This is a genomic window from Paenibacillus sp. FSL H7-0331 (assembly GCF_001956045.1).
Window position 1 is genome coordinate 1 of the sequence record NZ_MRTH01000035.1, and the last position, 22,067, is coordinate 22,067.

Annotated in this window: 21 protein-coding genes and 6 tRNA genes; 18 read left to right on the top strand and 9 right to left on the bottom strand. The window is 46.5% G+C overall.

Annotation, left to right across the window (positions count from 1 at the left end):
• Positions 1-2: 2 nt before the first annotated feature.
• From BK127_RS32410 to BK127_RS32455, 10 genes are all read left to right on the top strand, one after another.
• Positions 3-77, top strand: a tRNA-Glu gene (locus BK127_RS32410).
• Positions 78-83: 6 nt separating this feature from the next.
• Positions 84-159: transfer RNA gene (locus BK127_RS32415), tRNA-Val, on the top strand.
• 16 nt (positions 160-175) lie between these two features.
• Positions 176-249: transfer RNA gene (locus BK127_RS32420), tRNA-Met, on the top strand.
• Positions 250-277: 28 nt separating this feature from the next.
• Positions 278-354, top strand: a tRNA-Pro gene (locus BK127_RS32425).
• Positions 355-568: 214 nt separating this feature from the next.
• Positions 569-1,066, top strand: a complete 498-nt coding sequence (locus BK127_RS32430; protein WP_305954341.1) for a GNAT family N-acetyltransferase — start codon at positions 569-571, stop codon at positions 1,064-1,066.
• 56 nt (positions 1,067-1,122) lie between these two features.
• On the top strand, positions 1,123-1,911 hold the full coding sequence (locus tag BK127_RS32435) for an SDR family oxidoreductase (RefSeq protein WP_144026637.1): 789 nt from the start codon (positions 1,123-1,125) through the stop codon (positions 1,909-1,911).
• Between the two features lie 258 nt (positions 1,912-2,169).
• On the top strand, positions 2,170-2,739 hold the full coding sequence (locus tag BK127_RS32440) for a GNAT family N-acetyltransferase (protein ID WP_076236246.1): 570 nt from the start codon (positions 2,170-2,172) through the stop codon (positions 2,737-2,739).
• A 47-nt stretch (positions 2,740-2,786) separates the two neighbouring features.
• Entirely contained in the window at positions 2,787-3,254 is a 468-nt protein-coding gene (locus BK127_RS32445) for a GNAT family N-acetyltransferase (protein WP_083689772.1), read from the top strand.
• 172 nt (positions 3,255-3,426) lie between these two features.
• Positions 3,427-3,503: transfer RNA gene (locus tag BK127_RS32450), tRNA-Arg, on the top strand.
• A 7-nt stretch (positions 3,504-3,510) separates the two neighbouring features.
• Positions 3,511-3,593, top strand: a tRNA-Leu gene (locus tag BK127_RS32455).
• A gap of 143 nt (positions 3,594-3,736) precedes the next feature.
• Here the strand turns inward: BK127_RS32455 and BK127_RS32460 are convergent.
• Entirely contained in the window at positions 3,737-4,798 is a 1,062-nt protein-coding gene (locus tag BK127_RS32460; protein WP_076236247.1) for a Gfo/Idh/MocA family protein, read from the bottom strand.
• A gap of 1 nt (position 4,799) precedes the next feature.
• Complete coding sequence (locus BK127_RS32465) at positions 4,800-5,531, bottom strand: ThuA domain-containing protein (protein WP_076236248.1); 732 nt, start codon at positions 5,529-5,531, stop codon at positions 4,800-4,802.
• 215 nt (positions 5,532-5,746) lie between these two features.
• Here BK127_RS32465 and BK127_RS32470 point away from each other — a divergent pair, with 215 nt between their 5' ends.
• The 3 genes from BK127_RS32470 to BK127_RS32480 all read left to right on the top strand — a co-directional run bounded on the left by BK127_RS32470 (position 5,747) and on the right by BK127_RS32480 (position 10,854).
• A complete protein-coding gene (locus tag BK127_RS32470; protein WP_076236249.1) occupies positions 5,747-6,667 on the top strand; it encodes a helix-turn-helix domain-containing protein in 921 nt (306 codons plus the stop codon).
• Positions 6,668-6,930: 263 nt separating this feature from the next.
• The gene (locus BK127_RS32475; RefSeq protein ID WP_076236250.1) at positions 6,931-8,487 is read left to right on the top strand and encodes an extracellular solute-binding protein; all 1,557 of its coding nucleotides are present in this window, start codon (positions 6,931-6,933) and stop codon (positions 8,485-8,487) included.
• A gap of 27 nt (positions 8,488-8,514) precedes the next feature.
• Positions 8,515-10,854, top strand: a complete 2,340-nt coding sequence (locus BK127_RS32480) for a helix-turn-helix domain-containing protein (RefSeq protein WP_076236251.1) — start codon at positions 8,515-8,517, stop codon at positions 10,852-10,854.
• A gap of 137 nt (positions 10,855-10,991) precedes the next feature.
• On the opposite strand, the gene cyoD is transcribed toward BK127_RS32480, so the two are convergent.
• From cyoD to BK127_RS32500, 5 genes are all read right to left on the bottom strand, one after another.
• Positions 10,992-11,315 carry a cytochrome o ubiquinol oxidase subunit IV gene (cyoD, locus tag BK127_RS42695; protein WP_083689773.1) on the bottom strand — a complete coding sequence of 108 codons (324 nt, stop codon included), beginning with the start codon at positions 11,313-11,315 and terminating at the stop codon, positions 10,992-10,994.
• Complete coding sequence (cyoC, locus tag BK127_RS42700) at positions 11,316-11,963, bottom strand: cytochrome o ubiquinol oxidase subunit III (protein ID WP_083689774.1); 648 nt, start codon at positions 11,961-11,963, stop codon at positions 11,316-11,318.
• The gene (locus BK127_RS32490; RefSeq protein WP_076236252.1) at positions 11,963-13,930 is read right to left on the bottom strand and encodes a cbb3-type cytochrome c oxidase subunit I; all 1,968 of its coding nucleotides are present in this window, start codon (positions 13,928-13,930) and stop codon (positions 11,963-11,965) included. Before BK127_RS32490 ends, cyoC begins: the two co-directional genes overlap by 1 nt.
• A gap of 24 nt (positions 13,931-13,954) precedes the next feature.
• Positions 13,955-14,893, bottom strand: coding sequence for a ubiquinol oxidase subunit II (gene cyoA / locus BK127_RS32495; protein ID WP_076236253.1), 939 nt, complete (start codon positions 14,891-14,893; stop codon positions 13,955-13,957).
• Between the two features lie 344 nt (positions 14,894-15,237).
• Positions 15,238-15,519, bottom strand: a complete 282-nt coding sequence (locus tag BK127_RS32500; RefSeq protein WP_076236254.1) for a hypothetical protein — start codon at positions 15,517-15,519, stop codon at positions 15,238-15,240.
• A gap of 263 nt (positions 15,520-15,782) precedes the next feature.
• Between BK127_RS32500 and BK127_RS32505 the strand changes: the two genes are divergently transcribed.
• Together BK127_RS32505 and BK127_RS32510 are read left to right on the top strand one after the other, a co-directional pair.
• Positions 15,783-16,658, top strand: coding sequence for an SDR family oxidoreductase (locus tag BK127_RS32505; protein WP_076236255.1), 876 nt, complete (start codon positions 15,783-15,785; stop codon positions 16,656-16,658).
• A gap of 152 nt (positions 16,659-16,810) precedes the next feature.
• Positions 16,811-17,485, top strand: a complete 675-nt coding sequence (locus BK127_RS32510) for a TIGR00266 family protein (RefSeq protein ID WP_076236256.1) — start codon at positions 16,811-16,813, stop codon at positions 17,483-17,485.
• 85 nt (positions 17,486-17,570) lie between these two features.
• On the opposite strand, the gene BK127_RS32515 is transcribed toward BK127_RS32510, so the two are convergent.
• Both BK127_RS32515 and glpX read right to left on the bottom strand, forming a co-directional pair.
• Entirely contained in the window at positions 17,571-18,383 is an 813-nt protein-coding gene (locus tag BK127_RS32515) for a sulfite exporter TauE/SafE family protein (protein ID WP_076236257.1), read from the bottom strand.
• 91 nt (positions 18,384-18,474) lie between these two features.
• Positions 18,475-19,452 carry a class II fructose-bisphosphatase gene (gene glpX / locus BK127_RS32520; RefSeq protein ID WP_076236258.1) on the bottom strand — a complete coding sequence of 326 codons (978 nt, stop codon included), beginning with the start codon at positions 19,450-19,452 and terminating at the stop codon, positions 18,475-18,477.
• 254 nt (positions 19,453-19,706) lie between these two features.
• Between glpX and BK127_RS32525 the strand changes: the two genes are divergently transcribed.
• From BK127_RS32525 to BK127_RS32535, 3 genes are all read left to right on the top strand, one after another.
• On the top strand, positions 19,707-20,357 hold the full coding sequence (locus BK127_RS32525; protein ID WP_083689775.1) for a helix-turn-helix transcriptional regulator: 651 nt from the start codon (positions 19,707-19,709) through the stop codon (positions 20,355-20,357).
• A gap of 70 nt (positions 20,358-20,427) precedes the next feature.
• Complete coding sequence (locus tag BK127_RS32530) at positions 20,428-21,234, top strand: pyruvate, water dikinase regulatory protein (RefSeq protein ID WP_076236260.1); 807 nt, start codon at positions 20,428-20,430, stop codon at positions 21,232-21,234.
• A 48-nt stretch (positions 21,235-21,282) separates the two neighbouring features.
• Positions 21,283-21,897: a PH domain-containing protein gene (locus BK127_RS32535; RefSeq protein ID WP_076236261.1), complete on the top strand. Its 615-nt coding sequence runs from the start codon at positions 21,283-21,285 to the stop codon at positions 21,895-21,897.
• The last annotated feature ends 170 nt before the right edge of the window (positions 21,898-22,067 follow it).

A 22,067-nucleotide genomic window follows, 5' to 3' on the forward strand; every position in this document is an offset into this window, starting at 1 on the left:
TCGGCCCGTTGGTCAAGTGGTTAAGACACCTCCCTTTCACGGAGGTAACAGGGGTTCGAGTCCCCTACGGGTCACCAAAGCAAGGGCGCTTAGCTCAGCTGGGAGAGCATCTGCCTTACAAGCAGAGGGTCGGCGGTTCGATCCCGTCAGCGCCCACCATATTTATATTGATTGACGCGGGGTGGAGCAGCCCGGTAGCTCGTCGGGCTCATAACCCGAAGGCCGCAGGTTCAAATCCTGCCCCCGCAACTTAATCATTTCTAATTGTATATATTGTCGGGACGTAGCTCAGCTTGGTAGAGCACCTGGTTTGGGACCAGGGGGTCGCATGTTCAAATCGTGTCGTCCCGACCATTTTAAATTAAATGCTAATTATATATAGTGATAACCGATAAACCTTGTATATCAAGGTTTTTTTGCTTTTTCGGAAAAGCTCTTAAATAAGTAATCCATTTAAATAGTAGAAACATGGATCGGAAATCTTAATTACATACAAAAAATCCATGTTCAAGTACCCTTCCAATACGGATAATAATAGGAAGAAATAGTGGAGAGAGGAGTTATGAACATGATATTAGAAAAAGTGGCTTATGGACAAAAATCGGTACTGAGACAGCTAATGGAGCTGTACAAATATGATTTTAGTGAGTATGAGCTTGATGATGTGAACGAGCAGGGATACTATGATTATGCATATTTGGATCATTACTGGACTGAGGACGGCAGGTATGCTTTTTTTATACGAGTAGATGAGAAGCTGGCTGGCTTCGCTTTGGTGAGAGCGCTTGAAGTGGATACAGAAGGGGATACGATCTATTCGATAGCAGAGTTTTTTGTGATGAAGAGATTTAGAAGAATGGGAATAGGAAGCAAGGTGGCGATCAGCTTGTTTGACATGTTTCCGGGGATATGGAGGGTGGGGCAAATAGAAAATAATGCTTCATCGCAGCTGTTTTGGCGAAAGGTTATTTCCGAGTATACAGATCATAATTACGAAGAAGGCAGGCGTGATGATGGCGAAGGTCCTTTGCAAACCTTTAAATCAAATAGGTGGAACGAAGTTTGAGGCTGCTTAAAGAATAATGTATACGGATGTGAAGGATGGAGGTTTCTATGGCCAATATGAATCAATTGAACAGTTCACTTGATACAATAGCTGTCGTTACAGGAGCGACACGTTTGCAAGGAATCGGTGCTGCAATTTGCAACGCACTGGCGCAGGCGGGAATAGATATCTTTTTTACAACGTGGCCAGGCTATGATCGTACAATGCCTTGGGGAGTCCATGAAAATGAAGCATTTCAAATCCAGCAGCAAGTAGAGAGCTATGGAGTTCGCTGCAAATTTATAGAAATTGATCTATCTGAAGCAGACTCGTTCAACCAAGTTCTGAATACGGTGGAGCAGGAGTTTGGAGCGCCATCGATTCTTGTTAATAATGCAGCATATTCGACTCGTGATGGCTACGAGCAGCTGACTTCCTCGATACTGGATGCACACTATTTTGTGAATATGCGAACAGCCTCCTTATTAAGTGTGGAGTTCGCACGCAGATTTGACAAAGGTACAGGCGGGAGAATCATAAACCTGACCTCAGGACAATCTCTTGGAGCTATGGAACAGGAGCTTGCCTACGCGATGACAAAAGGTGCAATAGAGGTACTAACCAAGACGCTAGCCGCTGAAGTAGCGGATAAAGGAATCACAGTTAATGCAGTCAACCCTGGGCCAACCGATACCGGCTGGATGACAGACTCTATCAAAGCTGAACAGCTGCCTCGATTCCCGAGAGGACGAATAGGAACACCTGTGGATGTTGCACGGCTTATCGCCTTCTTGGCAAGTAATGAAGCAGAATGGATTACCGGGCAGGTTATGCACTCGGAGGGTGGATACAAGCGTGGAGGCTGACTGGAAGCGCTGAGAGGTGGATACGGGCGCCAGAGGCAAGCTTTGAGTACTACGCGCAGTACGTGGTGGTTACAAGAGCACGAGGCTAGCTGCAGCCCGGTTGGATTGTTATAAGTTGTTGCTAGCCTTAACATAGTTTTAATTCCAAATTTAATAATAATATCCTATAATCGTATTAAGAGTGTATTGGAATGCTGCTTGATGAGACGCATTCCTTTTTGCGCTATAAACACTTTGAACGCGAAGGGAGATATGTGCATGCAGCTAGTTACGGAGCGATTGATAATAAGAGAATTTAAGCAAGAAGACTGGGTGGCCGTGCATTTGTACGCCTCAAGTCCTCTGGTTGCCACACATATGATCTGGGGGCCCAATACAGAGGAGGATACCAAGGATTTTGTGAGCAGAGTCATTGAGCAGCAGCAGGTGCAGCTGAGAAAAGATTTTGAAATGGCTGTCGTCCTGAAGGCGACGAATCAGATTATTGGTGGATGCGGTATTCACCTATCTGAACCGAAGAAGGGGGAGATTGGCTATTGCTTCAATCCGGAATTTTGGCGACAAGGCTTCGCAGCTGAAGCTGCTACGGCTATGCTAGGCTTTGGATTTCAAGTTCATGGGTTACACCGAATCTACGCGACTTGTCGTCCTGACAACATCGGTTCAGCCAAGGTCATGCAGAAAATCGGAATGACTTATGAAGGGCGTCTGCGAGAACATATGCAGCATAAAGGTAAATGGCACGATTCCTTACTTCACTCCATATTGGAGCAAGAATTTAATCGTGAGGACAGTTCGCCAGAACAGGATGATCCCGATCTGTCTTGAAAAACGGTTGTAGCTGTAAGTGAACTTATATGACGGAGTGATCATTCATGAACATTGAGGTAAAAGAAGCGGATATCGATCAAGCTGATCTGATCCTGAGCACGATGCAGCAAGCTTTTCAGGAGTACGCAGGTAAGTTGAATCCGCCATCAGGGGCGCTTTCCGAAACAGCGGACGATATTATTAAAATCATACAGCAGGGTGGCGGTGCGGTGATAGCTTGGTCGGGTCAGACCGCTGTTGGAACGGCCCGTTATAAATTTAAAGATTCACACATGTACATAGGAAGAGTGTCAGTCTCACCTGCCTACAGAGGGAATGGGATTTGTAGAAAGCTGCTGAGCTTTATTGAGGAACAGGCTAGAGCCAAAGGAATATTGGAAACCAGGGTGGAGGTACGTTTATCGATACCAGGGAATATTGAATTGTATCAGAAGCTGAAATATGAAATAATCGATCACAAGTATTACCCGGAGCAAACGGATAGCTGGTATGTGATGAGTAAAAGGGAATAGACATGTTCTTTTTATGTGCTTTAGAACAGGGGATAATGGATGATATTTTGGAAAAAAAATAATATTTTAATATTTTGCTTGCATTCGTATTTTATTCGTGATATTATACTTCTTGCGCACATGAAGCAGCGCAGAAATAACTGCTGGAATGCAGAATATAATTATATACCGCGCGCCCTTAGCTCAGCTGGATAGAGCGTTTGACTACGAATCAAAAGGCCGGGAGTTCGAATCTCTCAGGGCGCGCCACACACTTGCCGGTGTGGCGGAATGGCAGACGCGACGGACTCAAAATCCGTTTCTTGAGAGGGAGTGGGGGTTCGAGTCCCTTCACCGGCATCACAAAGAAGCTAAGAATCAATTTCAATTGATTCTTAGCTTCTTCTCTGTTCACCGACATATAGGCATAGGACATCGTAATCAAGCATCAATCAAGACCATACGAGTAATGGTCTTGATTGGCTATGTTCGATTTCATAAACCTACATTTTTTCAATTATGGAGCTGATCTGTACTTTTTCCCCACGCTTCGCGCTTTCGATCGCACCGAACACCATTGCCATACTGTTCAGGTTATCCGAGCAATCCGTCTCTGCCTTGCGACCTTCAATAAGCGAGGTGAACATTTCCTCGAAGCAGCCCTCATGCCCCTCACGGCCTTCCCAGACTGCGGAAGGGTGAACTTGCATGTGTTCGTTCATAAAGGCTCCTTGAGCCGGTTCTACGGGTACGACTTCGGCATAGGGCCTATTTGTACCATCCCATATCAAGGTTCCTTTGGAGCCGACAATTCGCCACGCACTTTCCCAGGAGGTTGGGGCGCCTTCAGCACTCCATGAGCCATTATAGGAAAACACAGTGCCGTCCGACATTTCAAATATGCAGACTGCCGAAGCATTGCCTTTGTACCAGGAATAAGGCGGATTAAATTCATGGCAGTACACGGATACCGGGTTGGCACCGAGCAGAAAGCGAGCCTGGTCAAAGGTATGGATTGCCATATCGAGAATGAGCGGGTTGTCCATCGCTTCGCGAAAGCCGCCAAAGTGCGGTCCAAGGAAAAAGTCGGCTTTCATAAAGCCAGGTTGTCCGATGACGTCCTGCTCGATCATTCCACGCGCCTCGCGGATTTGTTTATTGTACCTGCGGTTCTGCATAACGATGTAGTTTTTATTATGTTGATTCACGAAGTTCTTCATCTCAACTGCATCCTGCATGGAGGCGGCCATCGGCTTCTCCCCGATCACATTGCAGCCGAGCGCTGTTGCTGTCATAACGACGCTTTTGTGAACCTCGGGTATCGTAACGTCCATCACCAGGTTGGCTCCGGTGGAGCGAATGGCTTCCTCAAGACTGGTAAATCTTCCGCAGGTAAGACCGAGCTCATTCGCCATCGATTCCGCGGCAGCTGGATAAATATCGACCAAAGCGACAATTTCAACGTCTTCTCTCGAGAGCGCATATTTGACCCAACGTTTGCCCATGTTGCCACAGCCGACCTGGACGGCCCTGAAGGGCTTATTTGCTTGGACAGCTTCCGACATATTACTTACCTCCTTGGATCGTCTCCAGCGGCTTGCTGTTGCCATAGACAGGCACTGGACGAGTTGTTGGCGCTGCCCACGATACGGCGTTGCGGATAACGCGGCGAATCTGTTCATTATAATAAGTAGGATAGGTTTCATGACCGGGACGGAAATAAAAGATTTTCCCTTGTCCACGATGGAACGTGCAGCCGCTGCGGAATACTTCCCCGCCCTCGAACCAGCTTGTAAAGATCAATTCGTCCGGCTGTGGAATGTCAAAGTGCTCGCCGTACATTTCCTCCTGCTCAAGCTCAATGTATTCACCAATGCCTTCAACAATCGGATGTCCGGGGGATACGACCCACAGCCGTTCCTTCTCGTCAGCCTCACGCCACTTCAAATTGCATGAGGTACCCATCAGCTTCATGAAAATTTTGGAGAAATGTCCGGAGTGCAGCACGATTAAACCCATGCCCTCACGTACACGTTTATGAACGCGGTCGACGATGACGTCAGCCACTTCACGGTGCGCTTTATGCCCCCACCAGATCAGAACGTCGGTACCGTTCAGCTTCTCTTCGGTTAATCCATGCTCTTCTTCATCCAAGGTAGCATAGCTGATCTCAAAAGCATCGCCGAGGCCTTCACCGATAGCGTGATGGATGCCTTGGGGATAGACGGCCCGCACCTTTTCGTTATTTTGTTCATGACGGAATTCATTCCAGACGGTAACGCGCAGTCTTGCACTCATATTGAATACCTCCATTATATGTTCGGATATGTGCTTTCTTCTCAGATTATAGGCAACCGCTTACACAAAAGATAGACTGAAAACTGCCCGTTCCTTCTCCAAAAATGACCTTTTTGATTTTATCGAAAGATCCTGTGCTATACTCGACATATATAGATTTCAATCTATAAGAGGAAACAATCTTCTTAAGTGAAACCGATGAGGTGCATTCGTTTATGACCATTGCAATGGATACGCGGCATGATCCCGTCAGGGAGGAACTCGTTATATATCAGAACCCATCCCTTTTTTTGAAGGTATGGGAGGTACAATCCGACAAACAGACAGCGGGGATTCCCGAGGTATGGCCCTGGCATTATCACAAAGAGGTTGAATTTCTAGCCATAACAGAAGGTCGTGCCGGCATACAAACGAAGGATGATTATCGTATCCAGGACTATGGGGATATTATGCTGTTCGGCTCCTCACAGCTGCATCGAATTCATAAAGCACTGCCAACCCCGCTGCGGTTCATTGTGCTTCAGGTCGACTTGCTGCAGCATTTTGATCAAAGCTCGCTGCCTTATTTGCACTGCTTTTCCGAGCTGACCCAGCCGCTGAGCACATTGAATTATATATTCAGGGAGCACCCTGAGGCTTGCGAAGAGGCTTTCTCACTTGTGAACGAGATATATAGGGAATCCCAGTCGCAGCAGCGCGGCTACGAGCTGGCCATTGGTGCTGCGATCAAAAAGCTGCTGCTGCTTTTGCTGCGCTATGACTCCAGGATGATGCTTCAAGGCGGCGATACGGATCTGGAGGTAACCCGTCTGCGGCCTGCACTTGATTATGTGGAGCGGAATTTAGGTGAGAAAATTACAGTCGAAGAGGTTTGCAGCCTGCTTAATTTGAGCTACGCCTATTTTATCCGCTATTTTCGCACAACGATGGGACTGTCTTTTATCGAATTCGTTAACTACAAACGCGTCAAAAAAGCCGAACGGCTGCTGGCGACCCGTGATCTGAGCATTACGGAAATTGCCTGTGAGGTAGGGATCCCGAGCACTGCTCAATTTTATAAACTATTCAAACGGCACAATCATTGCTCACCTGGCGAATTCAAGGCACGAATGAGTGGTAAGACAGTCGGGAGCTAGAGCAATCCCATGAATGAGTCTGATTCTGCTCGAAAGCAGTGTTGAAGTGGATGGAATATACCGGACTTTTCTTTCGTTAGCGGCCACGATCCCCGCTTTTCCTTATTAAGTACGGCGGTAGAGCAGGACATTTCTTTTTGAGATGCGATGTAAAAGTATTGTCCGTATTCTGCCTTTCCGAAGCCGTATATAATTCGACTTGAGCGCTCTGGTAGCATGTAGGAGCTGCGCATCGATAATCACAATGGGGAGGATTTTAACGGATGAAGCACAAGAATAAAAGGATGTATATGACGTTGGCGCTGATGTTAGCGCTTGCGACAGCTGCGGGTTGTTCGGGTCAGACGGAGACGAATAAGGTAGCCGGGACGGACAAAGGTTCAGCGCCATCAGGACAAAGCAAGGATGCAGATAAACCGTTATCTATCAAAATGTTTGCTGGATTGTATAATGAAGTACCGAATATGAATGATGATTATTGGTCGGAATGGCAAAAAAGGACCAACTCCAAGCTCAACGTGGAATGGGTACCCTCTGGTGATTTGAACACAAAGCTCGATTTGCTGCTCGCTTCTGGTGATCTGCCCGAGGTCGTTGCTGTTCCCGATTTCAAGAAGGCAACCCTGCTCAGTGCGATCAAAAATGGCGCGTTTTGGGACCTCACCCCGTTTCTCGGTGATTTAAGTAAATACCCGAATATGAAAAACAATCTGGTTAAGGATGCTTTTAAATACAGAACAATAGATGGCAAAATTTACTCGCTGCCGGGATCACGTTCAAGAGTAGACCCAGGAATCAAAATCCGTAAGGACTGGCTCGATCAGTTGAAAATTCCGGTACCTACTACACTGGATGAATATGCGGACGCATTGAAAAAAATCATCGATGCCGACATTGACGGCAACGGCAAGAAGGACACGCTTGGCCTGATCGGCCATGGAGTGATCGTGAGTGATGGGGATGCCTCGTTTGCTGCTGGATTTGGCGCATCGCAGCCTACCTACGATGCTGCAGGAGGCTTGATCTATACCAGCTTGAATCCGCAGTACACAGAGATGATTGCCTGGTTTCAGAAGCTCTACAAGGAGGGCATATTGTCCAAGGAATTTGCCGTCATGAAAACGACCCAAGCTGAGGAACTATTCCAGACGGGCCGCGCCGCTTCCTATCCAAGAAGTATTTGGTGGGATAAGCAGTGGGAAACCGCAATGGAAAAAGCCGGACAAAAAAATCCGCAGATTCTGAATTTGGCGCTTAAAGGTCCTAAAGGTATGGCGGTTGATCTATCTATAGGTGGCGGTGGAGGCTTCTTGATATCCAAGCAGGTACCGGAAGCCAAGGTATGGCAGCTTCTTGATTATTTTGAGAAGACGGCATCAGAAAGTATCACCGATTTTGCCTATTACGGTACAGAGGGTGTACATTATACGGTAGTCGATGGACAAAAGGTATTGAACGAGAAGGGGATTAAGGAAGTCAATACAACAAGTAAAGGAGTCGGAGTGCTTACCTATCAAAAATGGGGTAAGGTCATCAGCGCATCCGGAAGCAAAGCCTACAATGACGCCAAGATCAAGGAAGTAGCCAACTTTGATGAAATTGGTCAGGTGGACCCGTTCCGATTCCTGGTGTCCGATTCTTGGATCAATGTGTGGTCCAAATATGAGAGCGAGTGGAAATCGATGGTAACCAAGGTGATTGTCGGCCAGATTAGTATGGATGAATACAAGCAGTATGTCGATAAAATTAATAATCTTCCAGAAACGAAGCAAGCTTATCAGGAATTCGCCAAAAATTATAAAAACTATTTAGGCAAGTAACAACCTCTGTTTGCCGGGGAGGCGTCTATGAAATACTGGATACAAAGGGGGCTTGCGCTGCTTGGCACCATGCTCCCCGGAACAAACTATTTAAGCCGTCTAGTCTGGTTGGGATGTATTTCGGTTTCGCTGCCCATTTTCCTGCTGGGCAGCGCTTATTTGCACGTGTCTGAGAACAAGCTGACCCAGCAGTTTCAGGAGGACAGCTACGCCTCGTTATTGCAGCTGAAGGAACGTATGGAAAATGTATTGACTCAAATCGAATATCAATCGCTACAGCTATCGATCCAGCCCTCGATCAAAGCTGTTCTCGGTCAGCCCGACTTTGCCGAACATTATGTTGAGCAGTCAGAGATACTGGAGACACTGTCGGTGCAAAAGAATTCCGGCAGCTTGATTCGTGAGGTTGTTTTCTATCAAAGCGCGAGCGATATTGCCATATCCAGCGGGTACGGAGCAGCCACTTTGGAGAACTCCCCGCAGCGTGACAATATCTTAAAGGTTCTGTCTATGGAAAATAAATCGGAATGGGTATATCTGCCTTCTTCCGCTCAGGATGGCTGTATTTCATACGTACGTCGGCTTCCAGTAACGAATTACGGCAAACCGCAGGGTATTATGATTTTCCAGGTCAGAGAGGCGGAAATACGCAAGCTGTTGTTCAATTCCGGCTCTAGCCTGCGTACCCAGGATCTATTAGTTATGGATGGCAAAAATCATATTATGCTGCACTCATCCAATGATTTCTTGCTGGGTAAGCCTGCAAATACACAGCCACTGCTAAACCGTGTCTTATCAGATGATAGCGATACCGACCGTTTTATTCAAACCGATGATCAAGGTGAGCGTCTGTTGACCGTATTTTATCGAACGGCTCTCGGAAGAACTTATGTTTCACTGATGCCGGAGCGCGAAATGACAAGCCAACTGACGTGGCTTCGTTTGTTTATCGCCCTATCCGTGTTGATTTTTTTGCTTCTCGGTGTAGTATTGACGATTGTATTCTCCAAGATGGCATACAGCCCCATCGACAAGCTCCTTAAATATGGCGAACAGCTGCGGAATGTAGGTACAACGAGGACTCCCGGCATCAAGGGCAATGAAATCGAATTTATTCGCTCCTGTTTGACTTATTTGAGAGATCAGGCGGAATCGTTGGACAGCTACGTGAAAAAGATCCAGCCGGATTTACGCGATCAATTTCTACTGAATGTGTTAGGCAATACATTGGCAATCCGCAAAGAAGCTTTAGATTCGTCCTGTCATACGTATGGGATTCCACAGGAAGGTATCTATGTGGTACTGGTTGTGATGGCGGAAAATTTGTTCAAGGAAAAAAGATTTTTGCCTAATGAAGGCGCGATCATTGTGTTTGCTATCAAAAATGTGATGCTCGAATTGCTGGAGCATTGCGCCCCGGCACAAGGATTTGTAGTAGAGAAGGATGAGAAGGAAGCAGTTGGCATTGTGCACTTTAACAGCAGTACTGACGAGGATGAAATTGCACGTACGATTCAAGGGTATGCGGATAAAATCTGCGAGGCTTTGCAGACGTACTTGTCATTCAAGGTTTCAATTGGGGTTGGAGAGCTGCGTGAGAGCGTCGCCCTGCTGTCAGAATCCTATAATGAAGCTAAGCTTGCTCTGCAATACCGGTTAATTAGCGAAAGTCAGCATGTGCTTTATTACAACCGATTAGCCGTTCCTAACGATAAGCTGAAAATTTTTAATTATCCGAAAAGCTTTGAGCTGGATATGGTTGAATTCTTGCTTCAGGGGGAGCTGTTGGCAGCCGAGGAGATCTTGGTGCAATTTTCGCAGCGGGTAAGGGCATCAGATTCCTATAACACAGCGATGCAATGCTACCTGGTATTGTTATCTTCAATTATTCAGTCACTGGAGGAAATGGGCTACGGTGTATTGGATAGTCTCGGTGACAACTTATTCGAGCAGCTCAAAGCCAGACAAACGTACCAAGAGGTCCATGAATGGTTTGTGGAGATCTTGTTTCCGATGCACCGACAAATTACGGAAGAAATCAGGAATAATACGACGAAGCTTGCCGTACAAAAGGTATGCGCACATATTGAGGCTAACGAGGGCTTGCCTTCGTTGATTGAGTGTGCGGAGCTGGTCAACATGAGTCCTTCATATTTAAGCCGTCTGTTCAAGCAGGAAGCAGGTATTTCCTTTATCGAATACCTGATGAAATACAAGGTGGAAAAGGCTCGAAAGCTGCTAGAGGTAACGGACTATAGTATAACGGAAATTGCCTCAATGGTCGGTTATTCCGAAAGGAACTTGAATAGAGCATTTCAGAGGCATGTGGCGATGACGCCTAAGCAGTATCGATTGTCAACGCGTTGAGGTATCGTGGAGGCAGTTTATCGGAATAGGAATATGTGCAAGAAAATGAAAACCCGTGAGAGACAGCCGATTTCTTGAGCTGTCCCTTACGGGTTTGTTGATGTTGCTTGGGTTGCTTTCACGTTCTATGGCAGCTTTTAATGTGCAACCGCATTATACGTCATAATCCATATCGAGCCGGATACAATCGTCACCAGAATAACAAGACCAAGTATCAAAGCCATCAAGTTGTAGCGCGGTTTCTGCTCTTCCTTGATGTGCATGAAGAAGATCATCTGTATCGCGAACTGCAGAACAGCGATTAAAAGAATAATGACAAGCGTTGCGGTAGTGTTCAGCATATGGTTCATAACAAGCACAAGCGGAATGATGGTCAGCACAATGGATAAAATAAATCCGATTGTATAGGATTTCAAGGATCCGCCATGTGCTTGATGCGGCTCAGCATTGTGATTATCCATTTACATCACCCCCATTAAATAGACGACTGTGAACACGAAGATCCACACAATATCAAGGAAATGCCAATATAAGCTGATGATCGTAACCTTGCGCTTTGTCACATCGGTGATACCGCGGCGGCTGAGCTGGATCATGATGCCTATCATCCATACGAGTCCAAGCGATACGTGAAGGCCATGCGTACCGACGAGCGTGAAGAAGGCAGACAGGAATGCGCTGGTGGAGATCGTCGCGCCCTCGTGCACCATAGTAATAAACTCGGATACTTCGAGTGTAATAAAGGATGCACCAAGCAGTACAGTGACAGCCAGCCAACCGATCAAAGCCTTTTTATTGCCCTGATTCATGGCGAGAACGGCCAAGCCGCTGGTAAAGCTGCTCGTTAGCAGGATGAAGGTCTCAGCGATGACACCAGGCATTTCGAATAGCTCATGAGCTGTGGGACCGCCGTTCGTATTCAATCTTAACACCACATAGGTGGCAAATAAGGTACCAAATAAAATACAATCCGTTATCAGAAACAGCCAGAAGCCGAAGGTCTTCATGGATTCTTGATCGGCATGGCCATCGTGATGATGGTCATGCTCTTGAGCGTGCCCATGTCCGCCGCTGTGTGCGGAGGACTTGTTGGTAATTGTCTGTGCCATTAATGGGACCCCCTTAATGCAGCTTCTGTACGTTTAACCTCATCGACTGGAATATAGTAGTCGGTGTTGTAAGTGAAGGAGCGAACCAGCAAGCAGACAACGACGCCGATAAGTCCAGGAATAGCCATCCACATCCAGCTCCAGACAAACCCGAAGCCTGCAACGAACCAGCAGACTGACATGATGAATGGGATCGCAGAGTTTCTTGGCATATGAATCGGCTCGATCTCCGGTGCAGGAGTGGCAATACCGGCTGCACGTTTATTTTTCTCTTCCAGCCATGGATCCAGCGTATCTGCCCGTGGAATGGTTGCAAAGTTATATAGCGGTGCTGGTGACGGAATGGACCATTCCAGCGTACGTCCGCCCCATGGATCGCCTGTTGTATCCTTTTGCATAAACTTGATACTGTGGGCAATTTGCCACACCTGGAAAATGAACGCAATCCCCATCAAGAAGCCGCCGACGGTGGAAATGACATTAAGCGGCTGCCAGCCCATATCAAAGTCATAGGCATTAAAGCGGCGCGTCATGCCCATCAAACCAAGTGCATATTGCGGCATAAAGCAGACGTAGAAGCCGATATTCCAGAACCAGAAGGCCCATTTACCGAGACCCTCATGCAGCTTGAAGCCGAACATCTTCGGCCACCAGTAGTATAACCCGGCAAAATATCCGAATACGACACCACCGATCAGCACCTGGTGGAAATGCGCAATCAGGAAGTAGCTGTTATGAAATTGAAAATCGGCTGGTGCAACAGAGAGCAGCACGCCTGTCATCCCACCTACAATGAAGCAAGGGATGAATGCTGCGGTCCACATCATCGGCGTGGAGAATGTAATTTTCCCTCGGAACAGCGTGAACAGCCAATTGAACACTTTGACACCGGTTGGTATGGCGATAATCATGGTCGTTATGGCAAAGAATATATTCACATTGGCACCGGAGCCCATCGTGAAGAAGTGATGCGCCCAAGTAAAGAAGGACATAATACTAATGGAAAACATCGCAAATACCATTGATTTATAGCCGAACAGCTTTTTCTTGGCAAACGTCGAAACAATTTCCGAGAATATACCGAATGCGGGCAGAATAACAATGTAAACCTCAGGGTGACCCCACATCCAGATTAAGTTGATGTACATCATCGGATTACCACCGCCATCTAGCGTAAAGAAGTGAGCGCCGAGGAAGCGGTCCAAGAACAACAGGGCAAGCGTAACGGTCAAGATCGGAAAGGCAAAAATGATAATGATGCAGGTTGTAAAAACAGACCATGTGTACATTGGCATTTTCATTAACGTCATGCCGGGAGCACGCATTCTCAGGATCGTTACGATAAAGTTAATGCCTGTCGCCAAGCTCCCGATCCCAGAGATTTGTATACCCCATATATAAAAGTCTTGACCAACACTCGGACTTCCCGATAGCTCCGAGAGCGGCGGATAAGCCAGCCAGCCTGCATCGGGAGAACCGCCTATAATGAAGGACAGGTTGAACAGCATCGCGCCAAAGAAGAACAGCCAAAAGCTAAGCGAGTTCAGGAACGGAAAAGCGACATCGCGAGCACCGATTTGCAGCGGTATCGCAATATTGAATAGACCGAACATGAGTGGCATTGCCATAAATAAAATCATAATGACGCCGTGCGTAGTGAAAATCTGGTTATAATGCTCAGCCTGCAGAAACTCAAGCTGCGGAAGTGCAAGCTGTGTACGCATGAGCAGTGCATCAACACCGCCGCGGAACAGCATCAGCAGGGAGGCGATGATATACATAATCCCTACTTTTTTATGGTCAACTGTAGTTAGCCATTCGGTCCAAAGCCACTTCCATTTTTTGAAAATCGTCAAGGCCAATACGATAGCCACCATGGAGATGGCGATGGAGACTTGAGCTCCAAGAATCAGCGGATCGCCCGTGACGAAAAATGTGGATGAAAATTGTTTGATTGAATCCAGCATGGTAGGTCTCCTTTCGTTTTGTCGTTAATGACCCGAATGTCCATTAGGGGTAGTTGCAGCTGCAGGAGCTGTCTTGCCTTGTGTAGTGCTGGTATCAATAGCCTTTGGCTGTGGTGAGCTGCCATGATGATGGGCACTTCCGCCAACCGCATACTGCGTTACGATCCGCTCAAACAAGCCGGTAGGGAAGGAAGAAAAATATTGCACGTTAGCAGGCCCAGGTTCAGCAAGCTTGGTATAGCCGTCCATTGTCAGGGCAGGTGAAGCGGTTTTCGTTTTTTTCACCCATGCGTCAAAAGCTTCCTGGGAGGTAGCATCAACCTTGAACGTCATTTGGGCAAAATCACGACCGTTAAAGTTAGCGCCGCTGCCAAAATATTGACCAGGCTCGTCTGCTTGCAGGAATAGTGTCATGGCCATACCGGACATCGTGTAGATTTGACCGCCAAGCTGAGGAATCCAGAATGAATTCATCGCCGTTGCCGAGGTCAATTCAAACTTGACCGGGACGCCTTGCGGTATTTGCAAATAATTCACAGTAGCTATACCTTGCTCCGGATATTGAAACAGCCATTTCCAGTCCATTGAGGTAACCTGAACGGTGATCGGCTTTTTATCGGAAACCAGCGGTTTGGAGGGTTCAAGGGCATACGTGTATTTAGCGGTAACTAAACCCAATATAATGATAATAATAATCGGTATACCCCACCAAATGACTTCCAGTTTGGTACTGTGCGCCCAATCGGGTGCGTAGGTTGCTTTACTGCCCGCCTTTTCCCGGTATCGCCATAAGATGAATCCGCTCAACAGCAATACAGGAACGATAACGACAGAGCACAGCAGAGTTGAAATCCAGATCAAATCCTTTTGTGCCGCGCCGACAGGGCCTTTAGGATCGAGCACAATAAATTGTTCGCTGCATCCTGTGAGCAGGACGATCGACAAAATAAACAACAGTGGCATTAGAATGCGTAGGTTCGGCCTCAAGCTTTTCATCTCCTTTTTCAACTCTGAATCTCAATTCATTAAATCACTATCTATAACTTAGCAGAAATGAAAGCAGATAACTGCAGACTTAACAATACCGTCAATAATTTGTCTTTTCTTCGTAATACAAATGTCACCTGTTCGACATCTGTGGCGATTTGACCCTCATTATGCAATGAAATAAGCAGAAAATAAGTACAAAATAAGTACAAAAAAACCGCCTCGTCATCACGATGTGATTTCGAAGCGGTCGCTACAGCTTATGTGTACCCAACAAAACGCAACCTACGCAATCAATCCAGAAAACGAAGTTCGTTACCTTAGAATGGCTGCTTATTGTTATCGAGATGACGTTTGTGAACAAGTCCCATCGCGGTTCCGATAACGTAAATATGCACACTGCCTACAATAAAGCCAAGTCCGACCATAAGCCCGGTATTACGGTCATTGAATTGGTTCAAATTCATGAGACAAAGAAGAACGCCGACGCCTAGTGCAACCCAAGCGATCCAGGTCATTAAGGTGACCAGACGAGGGATTTCGTTATTCGAATGGGTCTTGTCAAGATCCGCATGATGTACTGAAGCTGTTTTGGTTGTCATAATGAACACCCCTAATCGTGTAAGTGCTTTCCTACATATAGTATACTACACTTTTTGGTATTTGTTCAAACATTATTCGCAATTCGATCAATAATTGGACATAAGTTGGGGTCCGTTTCAATAAAGTTGGCTTGACATCGTTAATAATGAATGAAATAAATAGTAAACCTAATTAAGACGAAATCTGACATATATGCTTTGTTATACTGACTGGGTAGTCTGGGAAGTTATGAAGATGAATTCAATAGGAGGCTGTGTTTACAATGAAGGCTTTAAAGGGAAAGGTAGCTGTAGTGGCAGGTGGTACACGAGGCGCAGGTCGCGGGATTGCTGAGATGCTGGGGGAAGCAGGCGCTACTGTTTATGTGACAGGACGCAGTACAATAGGGAATCTATCCGATATGGGAAGGCAGGAGACCATCGAGGAAACAGCAGAATTAGTTACGGCACATGGTGGTGTCGGGATTGCAGTAAGGGTAGACCACACGGTTGAGGCCGACGTAAAGGCGCTTTTTGAGCAGGTGCATTCGGAGCAGAATGGAGTACTCGATATCCTTGTTAATGATATATGGGGCGGCGAGCAACTGACGGAATGGGGGAAGCCATTCTGGGAGCATTCATTAAATAAGGGACTGCAAATGCAAATTCCTGCGGTTCATGCCCATATGGTGACAAGCTATTATGCTGCTCCTTTAATGGTTGCCAGGAACAAGGGGCTGATCATTGAAATAACCGATGGCTTTGATTATAGATATCGTGGAAATTTGTATTACAGTCTGGCGAAGATATCGGCGATCCATCTCGCACAGTCCATGGCGGCGGAGCTTCGTGAGCACCGTGTAGCTGCAGTTTCATTAACACCCGGTTTTTTACGTTCGGAGGCGATGCTGGATTATTTTGGTGTGACGGAAGCGAATTGGCGTGATGCGGCGAAGACAGATCCACATTTTCTGATATCGGAAACACCCTATTATGTAGGAAGAGCAGTTGCAGCATTGGCAGCAGATTCGAATGTACTTGAAAAGTCAGGACAGATTCTGACTTCCTGGGAGCTTTCGGATATATATGGCTTTATGGATAGGGATGGATCACGTCCTCATTGGGGACGATATGCCGAGGAACAGGGCTTTTATAAATGACTTAATCATGGATGACCCGAGCCGTGGCTTCGGGTTATTTGGATTGTATAATCCGACACCATTCGGCATAAGTTGTTATTGCAAGGGCGAAATGTATTATAATAGAAGAAGATTTTTACATTAGCTCATAGAATGGGAGGAATATATAAGCTATGAAGTACGAAATTCTGTATCAGGGTGCGTTTCCGTTGGTCAAAATTGAATTGGAAAAAGGAGAAAATGTAAAAGCAGAATCGGGGGCCATGGTATCCATGACACCTAATATTGAACTTAAAGGTACGGTGGACGGTGGATTGATGCGAGGACTTGGCAGAATGCTGAGCGGTGAAAAATTCTTTTTCCAGGAATTATCAGCTACACAGGGCAGAGGTGAGGTGCTCCTGGCACCCGCGGCGGTTGGTGATGTACAAGCTATTGAGCTTGATGGATCCTATAAGCTGTACGTACAGAAGGATGGCTTTCTGGCCGGGACCAATGGCATTCAGGTTAACACGAAGATGCAGAACCTGATGAAGGGATTTTTATCCGGGGAAGGCTTTTTCATTGTTGAGATTAGCGGCAGCGGCACCGTATTCTTATCGTCCTACGGCGCTATCCATGCGGTTAATCTTGGACCTGGAGAAGAAAGGATTATCGATAACGGACATTTGGTTGCTTGGCCTGATTATATGAATTATACGATTGAAAAGGCATCCAAGGGCTGGATATCCAGTATAACGAGTGGTGAGGCTGCTGTGTGCCGCTTTCGGGGTGAAGGTGTAGTGCTGATTCAGACCCGGAATCCGGCAGGCTTTGCTTCATGGATCAAGACCTTTCTGCCTAAATAATGATGACATAGAAAAAGCAGTACCTCTGAGAACAGCATTCAGAAGATACTGCTTTTCTTATTTTATCCTCATCAATCACAGTCAGCTACTTCCAGGCCTCGTTAATCATGCGGATAGCAACAACAAAAAAAGTGATACGAAGCACCCACATCAGCTTCTTGCTGCTCAACGCGTTGGCGATTTTGGCACCAAGCCATCCACCAACCAGAGCACTCGGCGCAAGTCCCAGGACCATCCAGCCGTCGACTTCTCCCAAGCTTAGATGGGTGACGGTACCCATAATTGACGACAAAAAGATTACAAACATCGAGGTAGCCGTTGCCACATGCGGCGGATAACGAAATAAAATCATCATAGCCGGTACGAACAAGGAACCACCGCCAATGCCGAACAAGCCGGAAATGATGCCAACAAGCAGTCCGATCGCAAGTGCGGGCAGCACTCCGTATCCATACGAGTGCACGAGTCCTTGTGCATCTGTGTACGTTCTTTGGATGGGCCATTTCAGACTTAGCGGCTTCAAACGGTCTTTAATGATCAGCAGGATCGCCATCACCAGCATGAAAATCCCAAAGGCAAGCTGAAATGACTTGGCATCGACAAATTGAGTCATATAAGAGCCCAGCATCGCGCCCGGTCCGCACGTCAAGAAATAGAGCCAGCCACTGCGAAAGTCCACTTTACGTTGCTTATGGAAAGCCCACGTAGAGGAAAATGCCGTAAAAATCAGCACAGCCAAGGACGTCCCGACTGCTGTTGATACTGATATTTCCTGTCCAACGAAATAAGGACCGAGGTAAATGAGAGCGGGAACAATGACGATGCCGCCCCCCAGACCGACGAGACTGCCAAGCGTTGCAGCTAGCAGCCCCACAACCGTATAAAATAAAAAGCTCATGCTTGTACCTTCCTTCATAAAATAGCCATGTATGATCGGTATTTATCATAGTATCATACCTATAATGAAGGTCAATGCATCAGCGCAGCCGTTATTTCAAATAAAGTCCACCGATCAGCGGTTTATTGGGCAAATAATGAACAGTACGGATAAAACGGACTGTTTTGGTTTTGGCTCTCATGACGATCGAGTGTGTCTCTGCGCGTTGATTACCCATATACTGCACACCGCCAAGGAATTCTCCGGGTGTGATCCCGGTGGCCGCAAAGAATACATCTTCGCTTCCAACCATATCGTCCATGCTCAGCAGCTTGAAAGGATCGCCAATTCCCATACGTCGGCAGCGTTCCAACTCCTCATCATTGGCAGGCATCAAACGTCCCTGAAGCTCACCGTCAAGGCAGCGCAGCGCGGCGGCAGCTAATACACCCTCGGGTGCACCACCGGAACCAACATATAAATCGATACCGGATTCACTTAAGCAAGGAGCCATTGCACCCGCTACATCTCCATCACTTAACAATTTAATGCGCACACCGACGCGGCGGAGCGTTTGGATTTTGTCTTGATGGCGTTCGCGATCCAATATCATTACCGTCAGATTACTGAGCGGCTTATCCAGGTATTGAGCAGCTTTCAACAGAGTTGTTTCCAACGGATCATCCAGATGCAGCTTGCCCGCCAATAATGGGCCTACAGCCAGCTTATCCATATACATATCAGGGGCGTGCAGGAGGCAGCCTTTATTGGCCATTGCAATAACAGACAACGCATTATTCAAGCCCTTGGCCACGGATTCAGTTCCTTCCAAGGGATCCACGGCGATATCGACTTCGGGACCTTGTCCGTTTCCTACCTTCTCGCCAATGTAGAGCATAGGAGCCTCATCCATTTCACCTTCACCAATAACAACGGTACCTTGTACAGAAACAGAGTCGAACATCGCCCTCATGGCCGTAGTTGCAGCCCCGTCAGCTTCATTTTTGTTGCCACGTCCCATCCATTGTGCGGCGGATAATGCGGCCAATTCGGTGACCCTTACTATTTCCATCGCTAGCTCTCGTTCCATACATATTCCCCCAAACTCATATTTGAATAAATAAGTTGCAATATATCGTGGTTTCAGATCAATTATTACACATTATATATACATAATGTAACTGATAAATGTGAAAAAAACCAATTTTTTTGATAAAATATTTGTTATTAGCAGATAAATATTGTTTATAGGACGTATTTGTGTAAATCATTTCTGATTTTTGGTATACTTTATATCATATAGAAGGTTCCAGAAGTATAAAGTTCCGGGACAGGGAGGTCACGATTATCGAATTGTCAGCCCGTCAATTACATATTGTTGAACTGGTCAAGCAGCATTCGCCTATTACCGGAGAGCAGATTGCAGAGATGCTCGGGTTAAGCCGTCCGACGCTTCGTTCAGATTTGGCCCTGCTGGTGATGCTTGGGTTGGTCGATGCCAAGCCGAAGGTTGGCTATACGCCGGGTTCATCCATTTCCGCTGAGAATCAAGTGTCTCGAAGATTGCAATCCTTGAAAATAAAAGATATCCAGGCCGTACCTGTCGTAGTCAGAGAGTCGGCATTGATTCATGATGCGGTTGTTGCGCTTTTCATGGAAAATGTCGGCAGTCTGATTGTAGTTGATGAAGAAAGCTGTTTATCTGGTATTATTTCACGTAAGGACTTGTTGAAATTCACACTTGGCAATCCTTCGGCCTCCACGATGCCTGTCAGTATGGTTATGACCAGGGAGCCCAATGTGATTCATGTACAGCCTGAAGACAATGTACTTGAAGCGGCGCGTAGGATGATCCATCATCAGGTGGACGGTTTGCCGGTAGTTGTACCCATCAAGCAGGATAACGCTCAGGGTCGTAATCGCTGGGAGGTCGTTGGCCGCATTACCAATACGATGATGACACAGCTGCTGGTAGAGCTTGCCTCGGAGTCTTGATAGTACGGTGAATTCACCGAATATCTAGAAGTAGCCGGTACAGTATGATGTGAGCAAAGGAGAACAGTGGATGACGGACGATCGGCATTATGAGATAACCATTTGCTCGGATTCGGTAGGTGAAACGGCCGAGGCGGTTGTAAAAGCGACTATGCGCCAATTCGATGCCCATCAGGTCACAACAAAACGGATTGGACATATCAAGCATGAGGATGAAATACGTGTAATCATGGAGGCTGCCGCCAAACGGGGAGGCTTTGTAGCTTATACGCTTGTGCAGCCGGAGCTGCGTGAAATGATGAAGGAAGAAGCCATCCGTCTGGGAGTCAGAGCCATAGATATTATGGGACCGATGATGGAGGCGTTCATCGACACATTCAATGATTCGCCGAAGCGCAAGCCTGGGCTGCAGCATGAGATGGATGATGATTACTTTCGCCGTGTCGAGGCTATAGAATTTACTGTTAAATGCGATGATGGACGAGATACGAGCTCATTGCTAAAGGCAGATATTATATTGATTGGCGTATCACGAACCTCCAAGACACCACTCAGTATTTTTTTGGCACATAAGGGCCATAAGGTGACCAATTTACCGCTGGTTCCTGAGGTCAAGCCGCCGAAGGAACTGTTCATGCTGCACGGCAGGCGAATTATCGGATTAATCATGGATCCGGATAAGCTGCTCAAGATTCGTACCGAGCGACTAAAGGCTGTAGGGCTGCCTGATGGTGCCAAATATGCTGCGCTCGATCGTATTGTTGAGGAACTGGAGTATGCCCAAGTCATCATGAAGCAGCTTGGCTGTCCAGTCATTAATGTAACCGACAAGGCGATTGAGGAAACGGCAGGCATTATTCTGGGGTATATGTCTTAGGACTGCAATAAATATCGAATAATCAGTTTGGAGAGGAATGATACTTTTATGTTCAAAAAAATTGCTGCTGATGCGTTAGGGTTAAGCGATATTGGAAGCGTAATTAAACCAGCGGATTACGATAAGGTAGATGCTGACGATTACGTCATGAATGAGGACAACGAAAAAATTTATTTTCTGATCAAATCCAAGGCTGATGAGTACTGCTTCACCAATTTGGGGCTTATCCATCTGGATGGTACAAGTGCACTAAGCAAAAAACGGACGCTTCGTCGCTTTAATTACAGCCATCATCCCATTACGAACGTAGCTCTTGAAACAGCGGGAACTGTTGATCTCGATGTGGAAATTAAATTCACGATTGGCGCAGCGGTTTATTCCATTGATGTTCACAAGAAGCATATTGCCGAAGTCAAGGATTTGTATAAATCACTGCTCAAAATTGCGGAAATCTCCTATGATAACGAAACGACGCTGCAGTATGCAAAAGAAAGCGTTCATCTCGCATCAGCGACATTAAATCGTTCGGTCAAAGAGGGCGGTAATATCGTCGAGCAATTTAAGGAAATTACGGAGTCTGCTTTCTTCTGGATGGTGGAAACCCACAAGCAGTACAAAGTCAAGGATTATGGTCATATTTTCGAGCGTTATATTAATCAGTAATTTAGCTGAAATGATGAAGATAGATCAGATCACCAATCAAGCTCTGCACTCATATACGATTTTAATTTAGATAACATGAATAAAGCCCTGTCGAGCTCACAAAGTCGGCGGGGCTTTTGTCGTCTTTACAGGTTATGAAAGAAATGAGAGGTGATCAGGAGATTGTTAAG